Source organism: Pseudomonadales bacterium (assembly GCA_041395665.1).
Lineage (GTDB): Bacteria > Pseudomonadota > Gammaproteobacteria > Pseudomonadales > UBA7239 > UBA7239.
The window spans coordinates 52,042-73,117 of the sequence record JAWLAB010000003.1 but is presented as its reverse complement, the minus strand read 5'-3'; the positions used below and the strand labels follow the sequence as shown (position 1 = coordinate 73,117).

Below are 21,076 nucleotides of genomic sequence, written 5' to 3'. Positions count from 1 at the left end.
ATGCTGTTGACCGTTTCGCGTAGTGCCGCTTGGCTAATCGCCACCTCTCTACTGCTGGCAGCGGGCGTCACATTTTTCTTTTCTCTCAATCACCCAATCTCTGCTGATTTAGCCATGCTGCATTACAGCGCATGGGTTATTAACGAAAAAAACTTTGTTCTCTACCGCGATATTTTTGACATCAATTTTCCCGCACCGTATTTATTTCACAGCTTGCTGGGAAAACTGATTGGCTATGAAGCCGCACCGCTGCGCTGGGTAGATTTCGTTCTTATGAGCACACTGGGCTGGGCGAGTTGGCGCATTATTTCTCCATTCTCCAAGCCCGCTGCTGTTACAGGCTTCAGTTTGTTTTGCCTCTTGTATTGGGCGCAAGGTGGCGAGTTTGCACTGGAGCGCGATGTATTAGCGTTAGTGCCTGCCGTTATTGCCTTTGCACTTGCCAGCAATAAAAAAACCTCTCTCTTAATTTGTGTATTGATTGGCTACTTTGCCGCCCTAGCATGCAGCATGAAGCCGAATAGTGTTGTGATTGTTCCTGTTTTGTTATGGATGCTCTACCGATCAAACAGCATCACAATGAACAAAAAAACTTCTACACTCGTAGTGTGTTTATGCAGCATGGCAAGCGTATCCCTTATCCCTTTTATTTGGGTGAGCGCAAACAACGGGCTGCGCAGTTTTTTTGATATCTACCAACACTACATGCCGATTTATGCCAATAGCCGCTACGACTTATGGCACTACGAAAACAGCACAGAACGCTGGATGACCCTGCTCACGCAATACCTAAGGTTTGCTGGCATATCCCTACTGCTGTCACTACCGGGGCTAGTGTGGGCGTGGCTACAAAATACACAGAATACAGAAGCACGGCAGCACATCCTGCAACTCGCCGCCATGACTTTTTCTTTTACTTTTTACGAAGCCATTGCAGGAAAGTTTTGGTTTAACCATATGTTTCCCTCGGCGTACTGGAGCTTTTTGTGCCTGTCACTTTTGTTGATAACGCCTAGTACGAATGCCGCAGCTTGGAAAAAATATTTAGCCATTATTTTTTTGGTACCTTGCGCTGCTCTAGGGTGGCTTTTAAGCAAGACCACCGTACCAACCATGCAGCAGGCACACATAAAAGAACAACAAACACCTAATAGTTGGCGTGCAAAACAAGTCGCTAATTTCTTATTGACTCACCCCATCAAGCCCGAAGAAACAGTACAGGTGCTGGATATGGCTGGCGATGGACAGGCAGCGCTGCTCATGGCCAGAGCCACTTCTGCGACCAAGTTTTTGATAGATGTGCCGCTATGGATGGAACCAGATTCTGAATCCATAAAGAAATTACGCGCGGAATTTGTTGCAGAGTTACAACAAAAAAATCCTACCTACATCGTTTATTTTGAGCAGTTTTTACACCCAGGCGGCGGCAATCGCTTAAAGGAATTTAAGCCGCTGTATCAGTGGATCACACAAAACTATGCGATCGTTGAACAGCGCGAAGCGGCTTATATTATTTTTCAGCGCAAAGCAGATCAGTAATTTTATGGCTTACGCCTTGGGCAAAGTCACACCGCGCTGACCTTGATATTTTCCACCGCGATCTTTGTAAGACACATCACACACTTCGTCAGATTCAAAAAACAACATCTGCGCCACGCCTTCATTGGCGTAGATTTTTGCCGGCAGATTGGTGGTGTTAGAAAACTCCAGCGTGACATGCCCTTCCCACTCCGGCTCTAACGGTGTGACATTCACGATAATGCCGCAACGCGCATAAGTGGATTTGCCCAAACAAATCGTCAGCACATTGCGTGGGATGCGGAAATACTCCACGGTGCGCGCCAATGCAAAAGAGTTCGGTGGAATGATGCAAATATCGCTCTTAATATCGACAAAACTTTTTTCGTTAAAGTGTTTAGGATCCACTGTAGCAGAATGCACATTGGTGAAAATCTTGAATTCATCCGAGCAGCGCACATCGTAGCCATAGCTCGATGTACCGTAAGAAATCACGCGACGACCCGGCTCAGGCTCACGCACTTGCCCCGCTTCGAACGGCTCAATCATGCCGTGTTCCAAAGCCATGCGTCTGATCCACTTATCTGCCTTGATAGCCATAAATTCAACCTGTGTCTGTGTGCAAAACCGCGCCATTCTAGCAGACAAGCTCGAAAATCCCGCGCTAAACCGCTATAGTTTTGCGCTGTCCTTTACCGTGTATCGCTCACCTTTCCATGACCTCAGCTCGCAAAATTCTCGTCACCAGCGCCCTCCCTTATGCCAACGGCTCACTGCATTTAGGGCATTTGCTGGAAACTATCCAAACCGACATCTGGGTGCGCTTTCAAAAAGCGCGCGAGCAGCACTGCATTTATGTGTGCGCCGATGACACACACGGCACAGCCATCATGCTCAAAGCCGAGCAATTGGGCGTCACACCAGAACAGTTGATTGCTGATGTGCGCCGTGAACACGAGCAAGACTTTCAAGGCTTTTTAATCGGTTTTGATCAGTACTACTCCACGCACTCTGAAGAAAATCGCCACTACAGCGAACTGATTTATCAACGTGTTCACGATTTATCGCTCATCAAAACACGCGCTATTACGCAAGCATTTGACCCCGAAAAAAATCTTTTCTTAGCCGATCGCTATATCAAAGGCAGCTGCCCAAAGTGTAAAGCTGAAGACCAATATGGCGACAACTGTGAAGCCTGTGGCGCAACTTATGCGCCGATGGATATGATCAATCCTGTTTCTGTCATTTCAGGTGCAACACCGATTGCCAAAGAATCCGAACATTACTTTTTTGATTTACCTGCCTGCGCAGATTTTCTAAAACAGTGGACGCGTGCTGGTCATTTACAAGAAGAAGTCGCCAACAAAATGGCAGAGTGGTTGGATGCAGGCTTACAGCCTTGGGATATTTCTCGCGACGCACCTTATTTTGGTTTTGAAATCCCCAATGCGCCTGGGAAATTCTTTTATGTATGGCTGGATGCACCAATTGGCTACATGGCGAGTTTCCAGCATTTCTGCGATAAAAATAACATCGACTTTCAAGAATACTGGAAGCAGGATTCTTCCACCGAGTTGTATCACTTTATCGGCAAAGACATCATCAACTTTCATGCACTATTTTGGCCTGCGCTGTTACACAACTCAGGCTTCCGCACGCCGACACAAATTTTTGCACACGGCTTTTTAACAGTTGATGGCAAAAAAATGTCCAAATCACGCGGCACTTTTATTCGCGCACAAAGTTATTTAAAGCATTTACAGCCTGAATATTTGCGCTACTACTTCGCCGCAAAGTTAGGTGATGGCGTTGACGACATTGATCTCAACCTCAGCGACTTTGTGCAACGCGTGAATGCTGACCTCGTTGGAAAACTGGTCAATATCGCTAGCCGCTGCGCAGGCTTTATCACCAAAGCGGGCGGCACACTGTCTTCACATCTCGATGCACCCGAGCTCTGGCAGCGCACAGTGGATAGCAGCGCACGCATTGCTGCACTGTATGAAAAACGCCAGTTTGGTCACGCCATGCGTGAAATTATGGCACTGGCAGACGAAGCCAACCAATACATCAATGACAAAGCCCCTTGGGTACTCGCGAAAGAAGGCCACCTATTTGCTGCGCTCGACGTTTGCAGCATGGGACTAAACCTGTTCCGCGTACTAATGATTTATTTGCAGCCTGTTTTGCCAGCCACAGCACAAAAAGCAGCGGCCTTTCTCCATGACGATTTAACTTGGAGCGACAACATTCAACCGCTGTTAAATCACAGCATTTCTGCATTTGAACCGATGATGCAGCGCGTGGATAGCAAACAAATTGACGCCATGCTTGCGGAAGAAACACCAGCAGTAGCGATTCCTACGAAACAAGAAAAGCCCAGCAAGAAAAACACTGCCATCGCCAATGATGACAGCATTGCCCCCACTATAGAATTTAATGATTTTGCAAAAATTGATTTGCGTGTTGCCAAAATCATTGACGCTCAGCATGTCGAAGGCGCCGATAAGTTATTACAACTGACTTTGGATATCGGCAACGAACAGCGCAATGTTTTTGCTGGCATTAAATCAGCTTACCAACCAGAACAATTGGTCGGTCGCCTCACCGTGATGATTGCCAATCTTGCGCCGCGCAAAATGAAGTTCGGCATGTCGGAAGGCATGGTGATTGCCGCAGGTCCTGGTGGACAGGATATTTTCTTACTAACGCCAGACAGTGGCGCTCAAGTCGGCATGCGCATCAAGTAATACAAACTAGCGTATCCGGCTAGCACTGACGCGTTCAAATAAAGCAATGGTTTGCGCTATCCACGGCGCAGACCACCCTCCCATCCACAAATGCTCTGCCGTCATTGTTGCCATTTTTTTGAGATAGTCATGCACTAACTGCGCCAATTTTTCTGACGAAAAATTACCCTGCAACCCGCGATCTAGAGATACACTGGAACACGGGCTTTTATTGCTCGCCGTCAACACCGCATCCAACTGCATCACATGACCCATCGTAGCCAAAGTTTTTTCTGCCGCAGCGTGCTGCACCACGCGATCGATATTTTTAAGATGATTTAACCAAACACTGCTAACTGCATAGTTATTGGTCATGCAACGGCCGTTCAAACCCCAAATAAAAACGGGATGTTCTTGCTGCGGACTACCAATGTTCATGGAGCGCCACAATAATGCAGCATGATCATCAACAGATTGCCCCCCCAATACAGCAGCAATCTCTGGATCCATCCAGTCATCATCATCCAAAAAAACATAAAAGCCTTTTTTATCAGGGATATTGTTGTAGTTTTTAAAATGAATAAACTGCGCATCAGACTGAGCAATATTTTTTTGCGCGATCTCTTTTAACGCCGCTCGCGTTTGAAAATAGCTCAACGAAAAAGTCGCATCCCAAAGTTGCATAAGCTGGAAAACATAATCATCCGGCTTACCCCACAAACGACAGAACGCTGCAGATGGTTCTCGAAAGGCATCCGTAGTCATCGCAGACCAATCGAGCGTTTGTCGCTGCACAACAATGACTGACTTTTCTGCTGTTTGATGCAAGGAAAACACTCCTGTTGAAATACCCTAGGGTAAGCCGCCAACACACGGGCTATCATAACGGCTAACTTGCATCACACTCGCGATCATGACCTCATCTGCACGACAAATCCTTCAAGAATGGCGCACACTGGCAACGCTCGGCGGCCCCATTCTCATTACACAAATAGCGCAAATGGCGAATGGCGTGATCGATACCGTGATGGCCGGTCATTACAGCGCACAAGATTTAGCCGGTGTTGCCATCGGCAACAGTTTTTGGATGCCTGTTTTCTTGTTTTTTATCGGCATCTTGACCGCATTGCAACCGACTATTTCTATGCATCGCGGCGCACAGGCCATGCACAAAATTGCGCCTGTAACATGGCAAGGTATTTACATCGCACTCTGCTCTGCTGGATTGATGGTCGTCCTGCTCTGGCACACACAACCCGCATTGCAGGCATTAAATCTTGAATCGCACACCGCCAGCATTACGCAAGGTTATCTACGCGGATTTTTGTGGGGCGTACCCGCCATGTTGCTTATTGTTGCGATGCGCGGTTTTACCGATGGCTTAGGTCATACCAAAGTCATCATGGGCGTTTCACTACTGTCCACGCTGATTAACTTGCCGCTGAACTACATTTTTATTTACGGAAAATTGGGCATACCCGCGATGGGTGGCATCGGTTGCGGTTGGGCGACAGCACTTGCCAATACCATCGCTCTGTTTGTTTTATTGATTTATTTGTATCGCAGCAAAACTTTCAGCCAGATTTCATTTCTGAAAAATTTTCACAAACCTAATTTTGCAGAAATCAAAAAACTGCTGCGCTTAGGCATCCCCATTGGATCCACTTTATTTTTCGAAGTCAGCATGTTTACTGTGATTGCACTGTTTCTTGCACCGCTAGGACCTATTGTTGTTGCAGGACATCAACTGGTGCTCAATTTTGTTTCACTGATGTTTATGGTGCCACTGAGTTTAGGCATGGCATTGACACTGCGCGTCAGTTTTTTAGTCGGGCAAGGTGAAGCGCAAAAAGCACATTTATTGGCGCGTTACACGCTACTGCTCGCTTTGTGCATCGCCATGTTTTATGTGCCACTACTGTTATTCGGCACACATCTTATTGCTGCCGCCTACACCAAGGACGCCGCTGTAATTGCTGTCGCTGTGCAACTGCTAAAACTTGCGGCGATTTTTCAGGTAGCAGATGTTTTGCAAGTTGCTGCCATTAGCGGTTTGCGCGGCTTTCACGATACACGCATCCCCATGCTGATTATTTTGTTGTCTTTTTGGGGCATCGCCATGCCACTGGGCTACACGCTCACCTTCACCGATGCATTAGTACCCGCTATGGGCGCAGCGGGGTTTTGGTTGGCGTTGATTGCAGGTTTGGTTTCAGCATGCGTTTTGTTATTGATTCGGTTGTTTAGGTTTCGACCTATAAATTTGCAACACCAAATTACTCAATAAACTCTACATTCGCTGTCAATACAAATTAGCTAACAGCATTAAACCCATCGTGATAAGTGACAACGCCAACAGGAAAATCACCTGCCATCAGTAACGCTTGAAAATACTCCGGCGGTACATCCGGCAATACCAATCGAGAATCTGCTGCAAACCCAAAACGATGATAGTAATTAGGATCGCCGAGTAGCACGCAGCCTTGTGCATTTTTCTGGCGCAATGCATCCAATGCTGCATGCATAAGTTTTGAACCAACACCTTGTTTTTGATACTCCGGCAAAACAGAGATAGGACCCAACCCAAACCATCGCTCACTGCCATCAGAAATCTCAACGGGCGACACAGCCACATGACCGATAACTTTTCCATAACTCTCTGCCACTTTTGAAACAGTCAGCACACCAGCATTGCGAAGCGCGGTGACAACAAATTGCTCTGTATGACTGGCGTGCTCTGCATGAAGAAAAGTAGCGGCGGTTACATCCGTGATTGCCGGAATATCTGCCTCTCTTTCATCTCTAATAATTATGTTCATCAAAAGCCTTCTCAGGTTTGCTCTATGTTTGCGCTATGGCTACGCCAGATTCCCCCCCTATAATTGCGCATTCCACCCTTCAGACGCACTCAGCATGGCCGCCCCAGACACCGACAACACGCTGCACACGCCCATGATGCAGCAGTACCTCGCCATCAAGGCGCAGCACCCGCATGAGTTGGTGTTTTATCGCATGGGCGATTTTTATGAATTATTTTTTGATGATGCAAAAAAAGCGGCGCGATTATTGGATGTCACGCTGACAGCGCGTGGAAAATCTGGCGGCAATCCCATTCCAATGGCGGGCGTGCCTTTTCACGCTGTCGATAATTATTTAGCGCGTTTGGTGCGTTTGGGCGAATCGGTTGCCATCGTTGAACAAATTGGCGACCCAGCCACCAGTAAAGGCCCTGTTGAACGCCAAGTTGCGCGCATCGTTACACCAGGCACAGTGAGCGACGAATTGTTGCTCGATGAAACGCGTGACAATTTATTGGTTGCTCTTTTTCATGCCGACAATCGCACCGGCATCGCTGCTTTGGATATCACCAGTGGTCGTTTCACTGTGCAAGAAGTGGATCATCTCGAAGCGTTGCTCAGTGAAATCCAGCGGCTCAATCCTGCGGAATTATTGATTCAAGATGATGTGACTTTTTCTGATGCCATTACGCGCCGCGCTGGACTACGAAAACTAGCACCATGGGAATTTCATTTTGATACTGCGCAACGCTTGCTAACGCAGCAATTTTCTACGCACGATCTCGCTGGTTTTGGCTGCGCAGATATGACGCTCGCCATTTGTGCGGCGGGCTGCTTGATCAGTTATGTCAAACAAACACAACGCGCTGCCCTGCCACATATTCACGCGCTGTCTGTAGAACGGCGCGGTGAAGCGGTAGAAATGGATGCCGCCACGCGGCGCAATCTTGAACTGGATATCAATATTTCCGGCACACAAGAACATACACTCTTTTCTGTGTTGAATACTTGCAGCACGGCGATGGGCGCGCGCTTACTCAAACGCTGGCTGCATCGGCCACTCGCGCGCTACGACGCTCTGAGCTTGCGGCAAAATCGCGTCGCCGCATTACTAAAAAATTATCATTACGAACCGCTGCGCGACACTTTAAAAGAAGTGGGTGATGTAGAACGCATACTCTCGCGTGTTGCTCTGCGCTCTGCACGCCCGCGCGATTTGACGCGGCTGGCGCAATCACTCGCCTGCTTTCCTGCACTGCGCGCACAACTGCATAACGGTGAAACCGCACTAATAGAACTGACGGAAAGTATTAAAGAGTTTCCCGATACCGTTGCACTGCTGCAACGCGCCCTCGTAGAAAACCCACCCATGGTGATTCGCGAAGGCGGTGTTATCGCTGAAGGTTATGACGCGGAATTGGATGAACTGCGCGCCATCAGTGAAAATGCTGGCGATTATTTAGTGCAACTCGAATTGCGCGAACGCGAACAAAGTGGATTACCAAATCTGAAAGTCGGTTACAACCGCGTGTCTGGTTATTACATCGAATTACCCACCGCACAATCAAAACAAGCACCAGAGCATTACATTCGTCGCCAAACCTTAAAAAATGCCGAACGCTACATCACACCCGAATTAAAACAGTTTGAAGACAAAGCACTCTCCTCAAAAAGCCGTTCGCTGGCGCGCGAAAAACAACTCTACGAAGCATTGCTTGATCGACTCAATGAAGATTTATTGGCGATGCAAACCACTGCGCAAGTCGTCGCGGAGTTGGATGTTTTGACTTCACTGGCTGAACGCGCTGAAGCATTGCACTGGTGTCAGCCGTCACTGTCACTGCAAGCAGGCATTGAAATTATTGAAGGTCGTCACCCTGTTGTGGAGCAAGTGGTACAGCAACAAGGCGAGGCGTTTGTGCCAAACGATTTAACGCTGGATGAACAGCAACGCATGTTGATCATCACCGGCCCTAACATGGGCGGTAAATCCACTTACATGCGTCAAACCGCGCTGATTGTTTTGCTAGCACACATCGGCAGTTTTGTGCCCGCTGCACGCGCAACGATTTGTTTGGTGGATCGCATTTTTACGCGTATCGGTGCATCCGATGATCTTGCATCTGGTCGTTCCACTTTTATGGTGGAGATGACAGAAACTGCCAATATTTTGCACAACGCCACACCCAAAAGTTTGGTATTAATGGATGAAATTGGTCGTGGCACTAGCACTTTTGATGGTCTCTCACTGGCTTGGGCTTGCGCACACTTTTTAGCCGAGCGTGTGCGTGCTTTTACACTGTTCGCCACCCATTATTTTGAATTGACCACACTGCCTGACGAGTGCAGTGGCGTATCGAATGCACACTTAGACGCCAGCGAGCATCAAGACAACATCGTTTTTCTGCACAAAGTGCAACGAGGTGCGGCAAGCAAATCCTACGGCTTGCAGGTGGCTAAACTGGCAGGCATTCCTCGTGAGGTGCTGGCTGCTGCCAAAGACAAATTGCAGGTTTTGGAAACAGGCAGCACGCCCCTTGCGCCATCCTCACCCTCGCCTTCAACCATTGCGCCGCGCCAACCCGATCTTTTTGCCCCACCACTGCCGCGCTGCGTTGAGACACTCAAAGGCATCAACCCAGACGATTTGACGCCTAAGCTGGCGTTGGAACTACTTTATCGACTGAAATCCGAGCTAAATTAGCCAGATTTCTTAGCGATTTCAGCCATTTATCGTAGGTTATCTACAGGGCAAGATGAGTAAAATGTCGCCCCGAACTTTCCTTCCCTAGTATTTGAGGACATTGCAATGGCCTTTGTTGTTGGCGAAAACTGCATCAACTGTAAACACACTGACTGCGTGGAAGTGTGCCCGGTAGACTGCTTTTACGAAGGCCCTAACTTCCTCGTTATCCACCCTGATGAATGTATCGACTGCGCCCTGTGCGAACCCGAGTGCCCGGTGAATGCGATCTACTCAGAAGATGAACTGCCAGCCGACCAAGCCGCGTTTATCGAACTGAACGGTGAATTGGCTAAACAATGGCCAAACATCACTGAAATGAAACCCGCCCTGCCAGACGCTGAAGAGTGGAATGGCAAGCCAGGCAAATTGGCGCTGCTGCAACGCTAAGTTAACGCCGCGCTCAAATCACTGGATCTGAGCGCACAAGGCTTTTTTCAGTTTTATTTCATCTAAAAAGTACGGCCACTCACCAATTTGATTGGCGCGATGATAAAAAATAGCCGCTGACATTTTTCCTTGCCAGCGGCTTTTTTGTGCCGCTGAAACACCTAACCAAGTGGGTTCGCTGGTTTTTACATCCGCTAACGAATCAATTTGCCACTCTGTGCGCGCTTGTTCTTTGCCATCAATCGACAACAACAATTTAGTGGGATTTATCGTTTTGCTGATATTGGTATAGCGATCGTACAAATCAGCATTTAATCCCAACAAAGTACAAGACGATTCATCGCTTGATGATAAATCGTACGGCACTTCCCAGTGATGCCCGTACATATCCATTTTGATTTTTTTCTGCGCTGGATCATAACGCAGCAACCAAGCTCCTGATTGCTCCGCAATGACTTGTTCCGTTTTTTCTGTGGCATCCACTGTCAGCGCGACATAAAAATCCCATTCCTTCAATGGCGTACGCAAAAAATCATTTTCAGTAATTTTTCGACTGCCATCTGTCTGCAATGCTTGTTTCACCTGCGTTTGCGAAACTGCATCTAGCCACTGTACAAATTGCTGTTTCATCTGAGCAATTTTTCTGAAAGATAGCCAGCGCCGTTCCGTTTCATTTTGTGTGGATCGATCACCAATTTTCCACCATTCCTCAGATTGCATGAGGCGAAATGTCCACCCTTCTGCTATGCCCCACTGTTTATCGGCAGATAATATGGAGCTACTACCGCGTGACATCCAGAACAATGGACGATCAATAATTTGCTTAATACTGTTTACCGCTTTGAAATCAACACCATCCGTTGCAAAAGGCAAAGGTCTACCTAAACGCGCAGCTAGCGTAGGAAAAATATCTTCAATCGTGATGGCGCGTTCGTCCAAAGACTTCGGCAACACCTTACCTTTATCCACCCAAAACATTGGCGTGCGTACAGCGCCTTCGCTGTAATGCGCTTTCCCACCTGCAAAACCACCATTACTGCCCGTGCGTTTTTCTGGCGCACCGTTATCACTGAGAAAAATAATGATGGTGTTGTCACGCTGCTCTGATTTATCTAAAGCTGCCAATAACTCAGCGACATTGCTATCCAAATGACGCAACATAGCTTGATATTTTTCATCATCGGATAAATGTTGATCCGCAACTTCTGGCGGTGGATAAAGTGGTCCATGCACCAGTGGTGTGGCATACAACATAAACCATGGTTTTGCTGTTTGTTTTAAGTCGATAATTTGATTACTCGCGTATTGCGTCAAAATATCTGGCAAATAACCTGAATACTGTTGCCATGTTCCGCGCTCATTTTGCAGCAAAGGATTTTCGTACACAGGAGCACGCACAACAGGCCGACCGTTTTGATCCGGCCCTTGTAAAAACCACTGATTGAGATAGCCAAAAAAAGAATCAAAACCTTGCGCCCACGGCATAGCATCTGCATTCACTTCGCCGATATGCCACTTGCCAACTAAATGTGTGCTGTAGCCCATATCGCGCAGCCACTCAGGCATAGTCACCACTTCCGGCGAAATACCTCTCGCTACCGGATGAAACCCCAAGCGCGCAGAAGCCTGCCCTGTGAGCAACGCAGCGCGACTAGCAGAACAAGTGCTGTCTGTATAAAAACGACTGAAGCGCATGCCCTGTGCTGCTAGCGCATTAATGCTAGGCGTATCTACAGCAGCTGCTGGTGTAAAACTGCGCAAATCACCCACGCCTAAATCGTCAGCCACAATCACTAACACATTGGGCGGTAACACATTGGACAGTGCGGTAGAATCTGCCAACGCAGGTTTTGCAATTAGCATCATCGCGCAAACAATCATCAACCATGTATTGCCACGGCAAAATTTCATCACTATTACCAAGTGCCTTGAATGAATAGCAACATTGAACGCAATCAGCAAAGCAAAAGCAATCGCACGCTGAATGCAATTGCCACCCTCTATCTGCTGATCACAATTACGGTCACAGCTTTCTCTCTTTATTTAACTTATATCCTGCAATGGCAAGGACCATTTCGCGATTTGTGGGAATTTGTCGATGACATTGAGCGGCAATTTGCTGGTCATTGGTCGATGGAATACTTATTGGATGCCTACGGCGGCGCACACAGAATTTTCATCCCAAAACTATTATTTTTTGCTGATTATTATTGGTTTAACGGCCGCAATGATTTAACCATCGCTGTTGCATTGCTGTGCCAATTATTCTATGGCTTCATCATTTGGAAAGCTGTGCAATCCAACAAAGCGTTTCAGGCTAGTGAAAAAGCCATTGTGTTGTGCTTATTTGCACTGGCTTTATTTAGTACTACACAAGTCAGTAATTTTTTGTATGCCATGGATGTGCAATGGTATATGTCCAATGCACTAGGTCTGCTCAGTTTATATTTTTTGGCGTTTAGTGGGCAGTCCTTCTGGCGCTGGTCGCCCGTTATTATTATTGGCATTGCCGCCGCTCTCTGCAATTTCACCGGTTTAATGCCTATTGTTGTCGCCATTATTACGCTTTTATTGCATCGCCAACGCACAATAAAGCATCACGCCATTCTGGTTGTTTTATTTGCCATCAGCTTCCTTTATGTACACAACGGAAAAAATTCCAGCAATATCGTTATCAGCTCACTGCAACACAGCAATAACATCCAACTATCACTCACCATTATCTTAAAGACACTCAAAGATATGGCAATCTATATTCCACGCTATTTATCTAGCCCTCTGTCACGCGAATGGCCGATTACAGGATATGGGTTGGCGTTAACAGGAATTAGCGCAACCTTGTATTACTGGTTTTTGTTTTACCGTAAAAACCACTCACTCAGTGCATGGCAAAAACTCTGCCTCTATATCTCTAGCTGCATCATCATTAGCGCAATTTTTACCGCGTTTGGACGCGTGATTTATCCCAACTCCGCTATTGCTGAACGCTACCAAACATTGGTGCTGCCTTGGCTGCCTGCGCTTTTTGGCATGCTATGGCCACACTGGCGCAATTCTCAGAGTCGTAATTTACTGCTAATAATATGGGCGATCGTATTTTTTTGTTATTTGCTGCCTGTACAAACTGTCAGCGCAAAAAACATGGTGATACAAAGCAGCCGCGTTAATTTATCGCACACTGCCGCACGAGCGGGTGTACTAGAAATGCCTTATGTACGGGCGACACTATCACATCCTCTGATAAAAAATAACATTAACTCTGTTAAAGAAAATGATACTTTTTTACGCAGTCATGCACTGGGGTATTTCCAACAACTTCCGCAATATGCATTGGGCAAAGCGGTTTCAGTACCAACAGGCACAACAAATTGCATCGGCACTACAACGCACAGCATTAATACAGAAGTGCAGGCTTGGATATTCGAAGGTCAATTAATGACGCCAGAAAATATTGCCGTCACCGACATTTTAGTCACGCAAAACCACACCATAAAAGGACTGGGCACACTGATTGGCTCTGACAATTCTTTCTTGCCGAAAACTTTACAGCCCGCAGAGCAAAGTCAATTTCGTGCATTTGCCAACATCAATAATCTCAACACGAATGAACCTATTCTTTTACTGGGCATAAAAAATAGCACAATCCTCTGCCAATACACCCTCTCACCCCGAAGTTAACGCTTGAGTTTTTTTAACGCCTTCTTCTGATTACTCTGAGGTTGTTTGTTTTTCTTTGAAACAGGAGAAAAAACAGCCAATGTTTCAATGTGCGAGGTTTGTGGAAACATATCTAGCATTCGCACAGAAGCCAAGGAAAACCCTCTACTCGCTAAAATATCAGCATCACGCACCAGCGTGGCTGGATTACAAGAGACATACACAATTCTCTCTACACCCTCTAAATTTACATAACGACAAAAGGTTTGTGCGCCATCTCGTGGCGGATCCAATAAAATTTTATTGACTTGCAGATAGCTTTTTTCACAGCTTTTTTGATTATCTAAATTACAGCGCACCCAATCAATATTGTTTAAGCCTTGTGATGTCGATTGCAGCTGTGCGCGCTCAACCATCGCTTCGCTAACCTCCAAAGCAGCTATACGCTCCACTTTTTTAGCCAGTGGCAGCGTGAAATTTCCCAGGCCACAAAACGCTTCTAATACTTTGTCGCTCAATGTTGGCTGCAAGGTTTTGATAACCTCATCTACCAACAAAGTGTTTACCGCTGCATTGGCCTGTAAAAAATCGCCAGGCACACAGGAAATATTTGCTCCCAATAAAGCGTTACGAACAACCAAGTTTTGATTTTTGCCGCAGAAATACTGAATGGAGTTTTTATCATCTTGCTGCACATAAACGGTAACTGCGTACTCAGCCGCTAGCCGCTGTAATAACATTTGGTCTTTCTCTTTCACAGCAGAAACCGTGCGCAGCAGTATACCGATACCGTTATCTGCTGCTAATAATTCGATATGCCCCAACTGTCTAGGCTGCGACCACTGCGATAAACACTCGCGCAAAGCGGGTAATAGTTTTTGTAACGCCGGCACCAAAACGGCGCAATGATTGATTTCAACAATCGCCTTGCTATGGCGCTGACGAAAACCCACGGCTAAATATTTGCGATCACTCGACCACTGGCAAGCAATACGCGCCCGACGGCGATATGACCACGACTCGGCAAATAACGGCTCTAGCCATTGGGCTTGAGCAAAACCTGCGATACGCGACAACTGCTCTTTCAATACTTGCTGTTTGCTGAGCAGTTGCGTGGCGTAATCCATGTGCTGTAAATCGCAACCGCCGCACTGCTGTGCGCATTCACAAGCTGGTGTGATGCGCTCAGTTGACGCATGAATAATTTCGGCGAGATCCGCTTCTACGCGATGACTGTATCTCTCTCGCTCGCGCACAGACACTTGCTCACCCGGTAGCGCACCATCCACCAGCCACGCCACACCATCCACACGCGCCACGCCGCGCAAATCATGAGATAAATGATCAATGGTTAAAGTTTTCACGCAACATCTCTCTCGTCTTTTTTAGCGACAAAAAAGCCCGCAGTTGCGGGCTTCTTCCGTCCAAGCAATAAAAAATTATTCCTTGGGATATACGCGGTAGTTAACACCCGCCAATCGTTCCAACACACGATGCACTTGGCAAGAATAACCAAACTCGTTGTCGTACCACAGGTACATCACAGCATGATTGCCTTTCACAATCGTCGCTTTTGCATCAAAGATACAGGCGTGACGCGAACCCACGAAGTCACTGGACACTACTTCGGTGCTGTTGGTGAAATCAATTTGCTTACGCAGCGGTGAATGCAAGGCCATGTGACGCATGTACTCGTTCAATTCTTCAACCGTAGTATCTTTTTCCAACTCCAAGTTGAGAATAGCCATAGAAACATTCGGAATTGGCACGCGAATCGCATTACCTGTCAGCTTGCCCGCCAATTCTGGCAGAGCTTTGGCAACGGCTTTTGCTGCACCCGTTGAAGTGATAACCATGTTCAACGGCGCACTACGACCACGGCGCTCCGCTTTGTGATAGTTATCAATCAAGTTTTGATCATTGGTGTACGCGTGTACAGTTTCAATATGACCTGCTTTCACACCAAACTTATCGTTGATGGCTTTCAGCGCAGGAACAACGGCGTTGGTGGTGCAAGATGCCGCAGAAATAATTTTGTCATCTTGAATCTGATCATGATTCACACCGAATACAATATTTTTGATATCGCCTTTCGCAGGAGCAGTGAGCAACACTTGGCTGACACCTTTGGCTTTCAAGTGTTTTGACAAGCCCGCTTCGTCGGTCAATTTTCCGGTGTTTTCAACAATAATGGCATTGTTGATGCCGTATTGCGTGTAATCGATCTCTTCTGGCTTATCGGCATAAATGATTTTGATTTCATTGCCGTTAGCGATGAAGCTGTTGGTTTCTTCGTCGACGCGAATCGTGCCTCTAAAAGGTCCGTGCACAGAATCACGGCGCAACAGCGAAGCGCGTTTTTCCAAATCGCCATCGCCTTTACCTTTGCGCACAACGATAGCGCGCAGGCGCAACACATCGCCGCCGCCTGCTTTTTCGATCAACAAACGCGCCATCAAACGACCGATACGGCCAAAACCGTACAACACCACATCGCGCGGCGCAGGAATGGGTTTGACATCTGTGCCAATAGCTTCTGCCAATTCGCGCTTAACAAAATCTTCCACCGACAAACCGCCGCTGTCTTTCATAAATTCAACCGCAATGCGACCGACATCAACATGCGCGCGACCGAGATTCAGCGCAGCAATCGCTTTCACGATAGGAAAAGTATTGAATTCGGACAGCTCATTGTTTTCGATCTGGCGCACAAAACGGTGCGCTTTCATGATGTCGATAACAGAACGGCTATAGAGTTGCTGACCGTAGATGTAGGTGTTCACATTGTGTTCGCGATACAATTTTCCGATCAACGGAATCATGTCTTCTGCCAACGCCTCGCGTTGTTTCCAATCAGAGAAATAATCAGCGGGTTTCGGGCGTTTTTGTTCTTCGGCCATTGCGCAACACCTGTGGTCAGAGGTTAAAAAGAGGCGTTATTATCGTGGTTCGCCGGAGGGGCTGCAACTTGTAGCGCCCTGTTTTTATTCATTTTTTTACCCAAATAGCCAGCACCCAAAGGATACTTCCATGCTTGAGACAACATTGCCATCACTGCTCCCTCAGGTTTTACAACTGGCGCGCGAAGCGGGCGACGCCATCATGGCGATCTACAACACTGCTGATTTTGGCGTGGATATGAAAGCCGATAATTCGCCGCTTACCAAAGCCGATCTCGCGGCACACGCGATTCTTGAGCCAGGTTTGCTCGCACTAACGCCAGAAATTCCTGTGCTTTCCGAAGAAGGAAAATTGCCAGATTGGGCAACGCGCCAGCAGTGGCAACGCTATTGGATTATTGACCCGCTCGATGGCACAAAAGAATTTATCAAACGCAACGGCGAATTCACCGTCAATATCGCACTCATCGAAAATGGAGAACCTGTTTTAGGGGTGGTGCATGTGCCTGCACTCAATATCGGCTACAGCGGCATTAAAAATAATGGCGCATTCAAATACGAAAATGGTGAGAAAAAGCAATAAAAACTCGCTCTCTGGACGCAAGAAAAAATGAGCCTGTTGCGGTTGTCGCCAGCCGCTCTCACGGTGCAGATGCCGTGGATACGCTACTAGAAAAATCAAAACAGCACACGGTGAGATTACGCTAAAAAATATGGGAAGCTCACTCAAACTGTGTTTAGTGGCTGAAGGTGCAGCCGATATTTATCCGCGTTTAGCACTGACTTCTGAATGGGATACCGCTGCCGCACAGGCGGTGGTTGAAGCAGCAGGCGGCCAAGTATTAACCGACAAGCTCGACATCATGCGTTACAACACGAAGGACGATATTTTGAATCCATTTTTCTATGTGATTGGCGACACGCAATACGATTGGCGCGCGCTGCTATAAAACGCGCACAACTACAAAAATCGCACCAACTCTCGTGCCGCACTGTAGGGGGTGATCTGACCAACCACCAGCTCACCCTGCAGCACGGGCAAACGCGCTGCAAAAGCAGGATTTTGCTGTAATCGCTGATCAATCATTTCATGCAGCAATTTTTTCATCCATTCCACATTTTGTTGTGAGCGCTTATTGGCAAATGCCCCTGCATCACAACTAGCCGCGCAATAATCGACAATCATTTTCCACACCGCATCAATACCTTGATGTTGCAGTGCAGAGCAACACACCACACGCGGTTGCCAATACTCTGGATGTTTCAGCAACTTGAGTGCATTGCGATAATGGCCGCGCGTTTGTTCCGCAAAAACAGCCGCCTCACCATCCGCTTTGTTGACGACTAAACCATCTGCCAACTCCATAATACCGCGTTTAATGCCCTGCAATTCATCACCTGCATTGGGCAGCATCAACACCAGAAAAAAATCGACCATGCTGGCGACTTCGTATTCTGACTGCCCCACACCTACAGTTTCCACGATGATGACATCGTAGCCCGCCGCTTCACACAACAACATCGTTTCGCGTGTTTTGTGTGCCACACCGCCGAGCGAGCCCTCAGAAGGTGATGGTCGAATAAATGCTTCATTACGGCGCGACAATTCTTCCATGCGTGTTTTGTCACCGAGAATACTGCCGCCCGCAACAGGCGAGCTGGGATCAACGGCCAGCACCGCCACTTTTTTTCCCTGCGCAATCAAATGCAAACCAAACGCTTCAATGAATGTCGATTTGCCGACACCGGGCACGCCAGTAATACCAATGCGCACGCTTTTTCCAGAATGCGGCAATACGGTTTCTAATAAATGTTGCGCCTGCTCGCGATGATCATCGCGTTTACTTTCAATCAAAGTGATGGCTTTTGCCAATGCGCGACGATTACCCGTATACAGCGCATCAACATCTACAGGAATAGCGATCATTTTCACAAACTCTCTCGAAACCGTTTCCAATCAAATGCAGCACCCGGATCCGTTTTTCTATCAGGCGCAATATCGCAATGACCAACGATACGATTCATTGCGATGGAGGGAAAATTCTGCCTGATTTTTTTCGTCAGCCATTGTAGCGCAGCATACTGCTGATCTGCATAAGGAATGCTGTCAGCGCCCTCTAACTCAATACCAATGGAGTAATCATTACAATTTTCTTTGTCACACCATTGTGAAACACCAGCATGCCACGCGCGATGATTTAACGAAACATATTGTGTGATTTCACCGCAACGCTTGATAAAAAAATGTGCGGATACGCGCAAGTTACGCAGTTGATCAAAATAAGGATGTGCGTCGCAATTCAATGTATTGCTAAACAATGCGTCAACATAATCACCACCGAATTGTTCTGGCGGTAGGCTGATGTTGTGTATGACTAATAAATCAACAACCGCATTCTGTGGGCGCTCATTAAAATTTTCAGAAGGTAAATGGCGCACACCTTGCAGCCATCCTTCCTTAAAATCCAAAGCTTTCATTGGCGTGGTGTGGATGTTGGCAACAACGGCGCAAGAGCAGGCATTACTTCCAAATGTCCATCATAAAAGGCCGTTTGTAATGCTGCGGTGCTGCAACACTCCAACGCGGCATTGTGTGTATCGAGTAGTGCTGTACACCAACCATCAGAGAACTCTACGGCTAACACACGCCCATCTTCACTGCGCAGCCAAGCCCCCACTTCAAACGGCTCACCTTGCTGTGGCATTTCACCCACAGCCGGCCACACAACGGGCTGTTCTGCTAGATCAACGGTGTGGCCACTTTTCATCAGACTAAGATGAACGGCTTGTAAGCGCTCCAGCAGCGCACTATAGGTTTGCCGCGCGCATCCCAAACTGTCGAAACCTTTGCGCAACTCCTGCAATAAGCTGGGAATGCTTTGCATTATTTGCTGACGAGCTTGCCTATCCTGCTCAGGTTGTACAGACGCCAATAAAGCATCAACTACCGCTAATGCATTCAGCCATGCAGTCGAGGCGGTACCCTCTCGCCAATGGATGTTCATTAACAAGGTGAGCCAGTAGTTGTATACGATTTCAACCACAACAGGCGGCCACAAATTCTGCTCTGTACGGCTTGCCAGCAGCTGCTCCACTTCAGTACGCACCGTGAGTACCTGTAAAGATAAACGCGTACTTGCAACCGCAGTAGAGACATCTTTTTGCAGGCGGTGGCGCAACTGCTGCAAATAATCCAAGAGTGCTTGCCACTCAGGCATTGGCGATGATGAGCCATGCACAAGCTGCTTCGCTAATTCTGCCGCTAACTCGCAGCAGCGCTCCGGCACTATGCCTTCCAACCCAAAACTATCCTGCCAACCTGGCGCCCAGTGCATCCATTCCGATAATGCTTTGCGCGCTGGATGTGCATGATCGACAAACGATTCATCACAAGCCGCTTGCAACAAAGGCCCTGCAAGCAAACACAGCATTTTTCTTGCTGGCAAAGGCGTACTACTTTCTGTTTCTCGCACATGCTCGGCAAGCCAAGAAAACAGCGTAGTCACACGCTGACTATCCAATAAAAATTGCACACGCACATAATCTTCAGCAAGTGCCGCAGCGGCCACAGATTCTGCCAGTGACTGTACTCGCTCTACTGTGCGCGGCGGTGCAATCAAAGCCAAAGCTGTTGCAGAAGGCTGATGCGTTTTTTCCAGCGGTTCCCACCACTCAGGCATTGCCACTGGCTCTCCCTTAGCATCCGTCGCCCCACGCAGTTGCAAAGCAGCAAACAAAGCGCTCTGCAACTGCGCAGAAAACTGCGGCAAACCCTCAATAAAAACTTGTGCCAGCCGGTAGCGCACTCGTAACGGTGCACGGATATCGGACAGCAAGAGAAAAAATAAACGCGTCAGCGTGTGTGGCGTGAATGGGCATTCAAACACCGTCACTGTACCGCCTGTTTGCTGTATCCAAGCAGCCACTAAGCGTCCTATATCTATCGCTTGTGATTGGTACAGCGCGCGCACAACGCCATCAGCGTCGGCAAAGTACAGCAGTGTGCGTGCACGCGTGGCAGCGTTACTGCCGCCGACAACCCATTCTTCTTTAGGGTTCTGACAACGCAACCACAACTGACTGAGGTAACTATCAATAAAAGATCGGCGCGCGCGACGCAATTCACAACACAACGCAGTGCGTTCTCTGGCAGCCAACATATTTGATTCACACACATCAAAAACATGGCGCAGTTGATCGTGTAAATAAACGCTGGCTACAGCAAACCAGTGTTGTTGAGAGGATGTTTTTTTTGTTGATTCAGCGATTGATGCCACCATCGTTGCGCGCCTTCACCGGTGTTATTGGCTGAACAGAAACTCAGGACAGCATAAGCGAAGA

The 21,076-nt window shown here is 47.6% G+C and carries 16 protein-coding genes and 1 pseudogene; 8 read left to right on the top strand and 9 right to left on the bottom strand.

Translation table 11 applies throughout. From position 1 onward, the window contains the following. A complete protein-coding gene (locus R3E63_04980; GenBank protein MEZ5539306.1) occupies nucleotides 1–1,539 on the top strand; it encodes a hypothetical protein in 1,539 nt (512 codons plus the stop codon). Nucleotides 1,540–1,548: 9 nt separating this feature from the next. Here the strand turns inward: R3E63_04980 and dcd are convergent, their stop codons facing one another. Further along, the gene (gene dcd / locus R3E63_04975) at nucleotides 1,549–2,118 is read right to left on the bottom strand and encodes a dCTP deaminase (protein MEZ5539305.1); all 570 of its coding nucleotides are present in this window, start codon (nucleotides 2,116–2,118) and stop codon (nucleotides 1,549–1,551) included. Nucleotides 2,119–2,234: 116 nt separating this feature from the next. On the opposite strand from dcd, the gene metG reads away from it, so the two are divergent. Further along, nucleotides 2,235–4,268 carry a methionine--tRNA ligase gene (gene metG / locus R3E63_04970; protein MEZ5539304.1) on the top strand — a complete coding sequence of 678 codons (2,034 nt, stop codon included), beginning with the start codon at nucleotides 2,235–2,237 and terminating at the stop codon, nucleotides 4,266–4,268. A 6-nt stretch (nucleotides 4,269–4,274) separates the two neighbouring features. On the opposite strand, the gene R3E63_04965 is transcribed toward metG, so the two are convergent. Further along, nucleotides 4,275–5,075: a hypothetical protein gene (locus R3E63_04965; protein MEZ5539303.1), complete on the bottom strand. Its 801-nt coding sequence runs from the start codon at nucleotides 5,073–5,075 to the stop codon at nucleotides 4,275–4,277. A gap of 85 nt (nucleotides 5,076–5,160) precedes the next feature. On the opposite strand from R3E63_04965, the gene R3E63_04960 reads away from it, so the two are divergent. Continuing rightward, nucleotides 5,161–6,534 (top strand): MATE family efflux transporter, encoded by a 1,374-nt coding sequence (locus R3E63_04960; protein ID MEZ5539302.1) that lies wholly within the window; start codon nucleotides 5,161–5,163, stop codon nucleotides 6,532–6,534. Between the two features lie 25 nt (nucleotides 6,535–6,559). Here the strand turns inward: R3E63_04960 and R3E63_04955 are convergent, their stop codons facing one another. Continuing rightward, nucleotides 6,560–7,066: an N-acetyltransferase gene (locus R3E63_04955; GenBank protein ID MEZ5539301.1), complete on the bottom strand. Its 507-nt coding sequence runs from the start codon at nucleotides 7,064–7,066 to the stop codon at nucleotides 6,560–6,562. Between the two features lie 94 nt (nucleotides 7,067–7,160). Here R3E63_04955 and mutS point away from each other — a divergent pair, with 94 nt between their 5' ends. Further along, nucleotides 7,161–9,749, top strand: coding sequence for a DNA mismatch repair protein MutS (gene mutS / locus R3E63_04950; GenBank protein MEZ5539300.1), 2,589 nt, complete (start codon nucleotides 7,161–7,163; stop codon nucleotides 9,747–9,749). Between the two features lie 105 nt (nucleotides 9,750–9,854). Further along, on the top strand, nucleotides 9,855–10,178 hold the full coding sequence (locus tag R3E63_04945) for a ferredoxin family protein (GenBank protein MEZ5539299.1): 324 nt from the start codon (nucleotides 9,855–9,857) through the stop codon (nucleotides 10,176–10,178). A gap of 18 nt (nucleotides 10,179–10,196) precedes the next feature. Here the strand turns inward: R3E63_04945 and R3E63_04940 are convergent, their stop codons facing one another. Next, nucleotides 10,197–12,089: a sulfatase-like hydrolase/transferase gene (locus R3E63_04940; GenBank protein MEZ5539298.1), complete on the bottom strand. Its 1,893-nt coding sequence runs from the start codon at nucleotides 12,087–12,089 to the stop codon at nucleotides 10,197–10,199. Nucleotides 12,090–12,110: 21 nt separating this feature from the next. Here R3E63_04940 and R3E63_04935 point away from each other — a divergent pair, with 21 nt between their 5' ends. Continuing rightward, a complete protein-coding gene (locus R3E63_04935) occupies nucleotides 12,111–13,856 on the top strand; it encodes a hypothetical protein (protein ID MEZ5539297.1) in 1,746 nt (581 codons plus the stop codon). Here the strand turns inward: R3E63_04935 and rlmD are convergent. Next, on the bottom strand, nucleotides 13,853–15,199 hold the full coding sequence (gene rlmD / locus R3E63_04930; GenBank protein ID MEZ5539296.1) for a 23S rRNA (uracil(1939)-C(5))-methyltransferase RlmD: 1,347 nt from the start codon (nucleotides 15,197–15,199) through the stop codon (nucleotides 13,853–13,855). The two genes, R3E63_04935 and rlmD, sit on opposite strands and share 4 nt — an antisense overlap. Before the next feature lie 75 nt (nucleotides 15,200–15,274). Then, nucleotides 15,275–16,735, bottom strand: coding sequence for a glyceraldehyde-3-phosphate dehydrogenase (locus R3E63_04925; GenBank protein ID MEZ5539295.1), 1,461 nt, complete (start codon nucleotides 16,733–16,735; stop codon nucleotides 15,275–15,277). Between the two features lie 130 nt (nucleotides 16,736–16,865). Here R3E63_04925 and R3E63_04920 point away from each other — a divergent pair, with 130 nt between their 5' ends. Both R3E63_04920 and R3E63_04915 read left to right on the top strand, forming a co-directional pair. Next, complete coding sequence (locus tag R3E63_04920; protein MEZ5539294.1) at nucleotides 16,866–17,318, top strand: inositol monophosphatase family protein; 453 nt, start codon at nucleotides 16,866–16,868, stop codon at nucleotides 17,316–17,318. A gap of 127 nt (nucleotides 17,319–17,445) precedes the next feature. Further along, nucleotides 17,446–17,685 (top strand): annotated as a pseudogene (locus R3E63_04915) (inositol monophosphatase family protein). Between the two features lie 11 nt (nucleotides 17,686–17,696). Here the strand turns inward: R3E63_04915 and meaB are convergent. The 3 genes from meaB to R3E63_04900 are packed head-to-tail and all read right to left on the bottom strand — an operon-like array spanning nucleotide 17,697 to nucleotide 21,015. After that, entirely contained in the window at nucleotides 17,697–18,662 is a 966-nt protein-coding gene (meaB, locus tag R3E63_04910) for a methylmalonyl Co-A mutase-associated GTPase MeaB (GenBank protein ID MEZ5539293.1), read from the bottom strand. Nucleotides 18,663–18,664: 2 nt separating this feature from the next. Then, a complete protein-coding gene (gene ampD, locus R3E63_04905) occupies nucleotides 18,665–19,213 on the bottom strand; it encodes a 1,6-anhydro-N-acetylmuramyl-L-alanine amidase AmpD (GenBank protein ID MEZ5539292.1) in 549 nt (182 codons plus the stop codon). Continuing rightward, on the bottom strand, nucleotides 19,210–21,015 hold the full coding sequence (locus R3E63_04900; protein ID MEZ5539291.1) for a DUF1631 family protein: 1,806 nt from the start codon (nucleotides 21,013–21,015) through the stop codon (nucleotides 19,210–19,212). Before R3E63_04900 ends, ampD begins: the two co-directional genes overlap by 4 nt. Nucleotides 21,016–21,076 lie beyond the last annotated feature (61 nt).

What these genes read in the sequence shown, in the direction of transcription:
- R3E63_04980 (MEZ5539306.1), top strand. Translation starts at nt 1, where the DNA reads ATGCTGTTGACCGTTTCGCGTAGTGCCGCTTGGCTAATCGCCACCTCT.
- dcd (MEZ5539305.1), bottom strand. Translation starts at nt 2,118, where the DNA reads ATGGCTATCAAGGCAGATAAGTGGATCAGACGCATGGCTTTGGAACAC.
- metG (MEZ5539304.1), top strand. Translation starts at nt 2,235, where the DNA reads ATGACCTCAGCTCGCAAAATTCTCGTCACCAGCGCCCTCCCTTATGCC.
- R3E63_04960 (MEZ5539302.1), top strand. Translation starts at nt 5,161, where the DNA reads ATGACCTCATCTGCACGACAAATCCTTCAAGAATGGCGCACACTGGCA.
- R3E63_04955 (MEZ5539301.1), bottom strand. Translation starts at nt 7,066, where the DNA reads ATGAACATAATTATTAGAGATGAAAGAGAGGCAGATATTCCGGCAATC.
- mutS (MEZ5539300.1), top strand. Translation starts at nt 7,161, where the DNA reads ATGGCCGCCCCAGACACCGACAACACGCTGCACACGCCCATGATGCAG.
- R3E63_04945 (MEZ5539299.1), top strand. Translation starts at nt 9,855, where the DNA reads ATGGCCTTTGTTGTTGGCGAAAACTGCATCAACTGTAAACACACTGAC.
- R3E63_04940 (MEZ5539298.1), bottom strand. Translation starts at nt 12,089, where the DNA reads ATGAAATTTTGCCGTGGCAATACATGGTTGATGATTGTTTGCGCGATG.
- R3E63_04935 (MEZ5539297.1), top strand. Translation starts at nt 12,111, where the DNA reads ATGAATAGCAACATTGAACGCAATCAGCAAAGCAAAAGCAATCGCACG.
- R3E63_04925 (MEZ5539295.1), bottom strand. Translation starts at nt 16,735, where the DNA reads ATGGCCGAAGAACAAAAACGCCCGAAACCCGCTGATTATTTCTCTGAT.
- R3E63_04920 (MEZ5539294.1), top strand. Translation starts at nt 16,866, where the DNA reads ATGCTTGAGACAACATTGCCATCACTGCTCCCTCAGGTTTTACAACTG.
- meaB (MEZ5539293.1), bottom strand. Translation starts at nt 18,662, where the DNA reads ATGATCGCTATTCCTGTAGATGTTGATGCGCTGTATACGGGTAATCGT.
- ampD (MEZ5539292.1), bottom strand. Translation starts at nt 19,213, where the DNA reads ATGAAAGCTTTGGATTTTAAGGAAGGATGGCTGCAAGGTGTGCGCCAT.
- R3E63_04900 (MEZ5539291.1), bottom strand. Translation starts at nt 21,015, where the DNA reads ATGGTGGCATCAATCGCTGAATCAACAAAAAAAACATCCTCTCAACAA.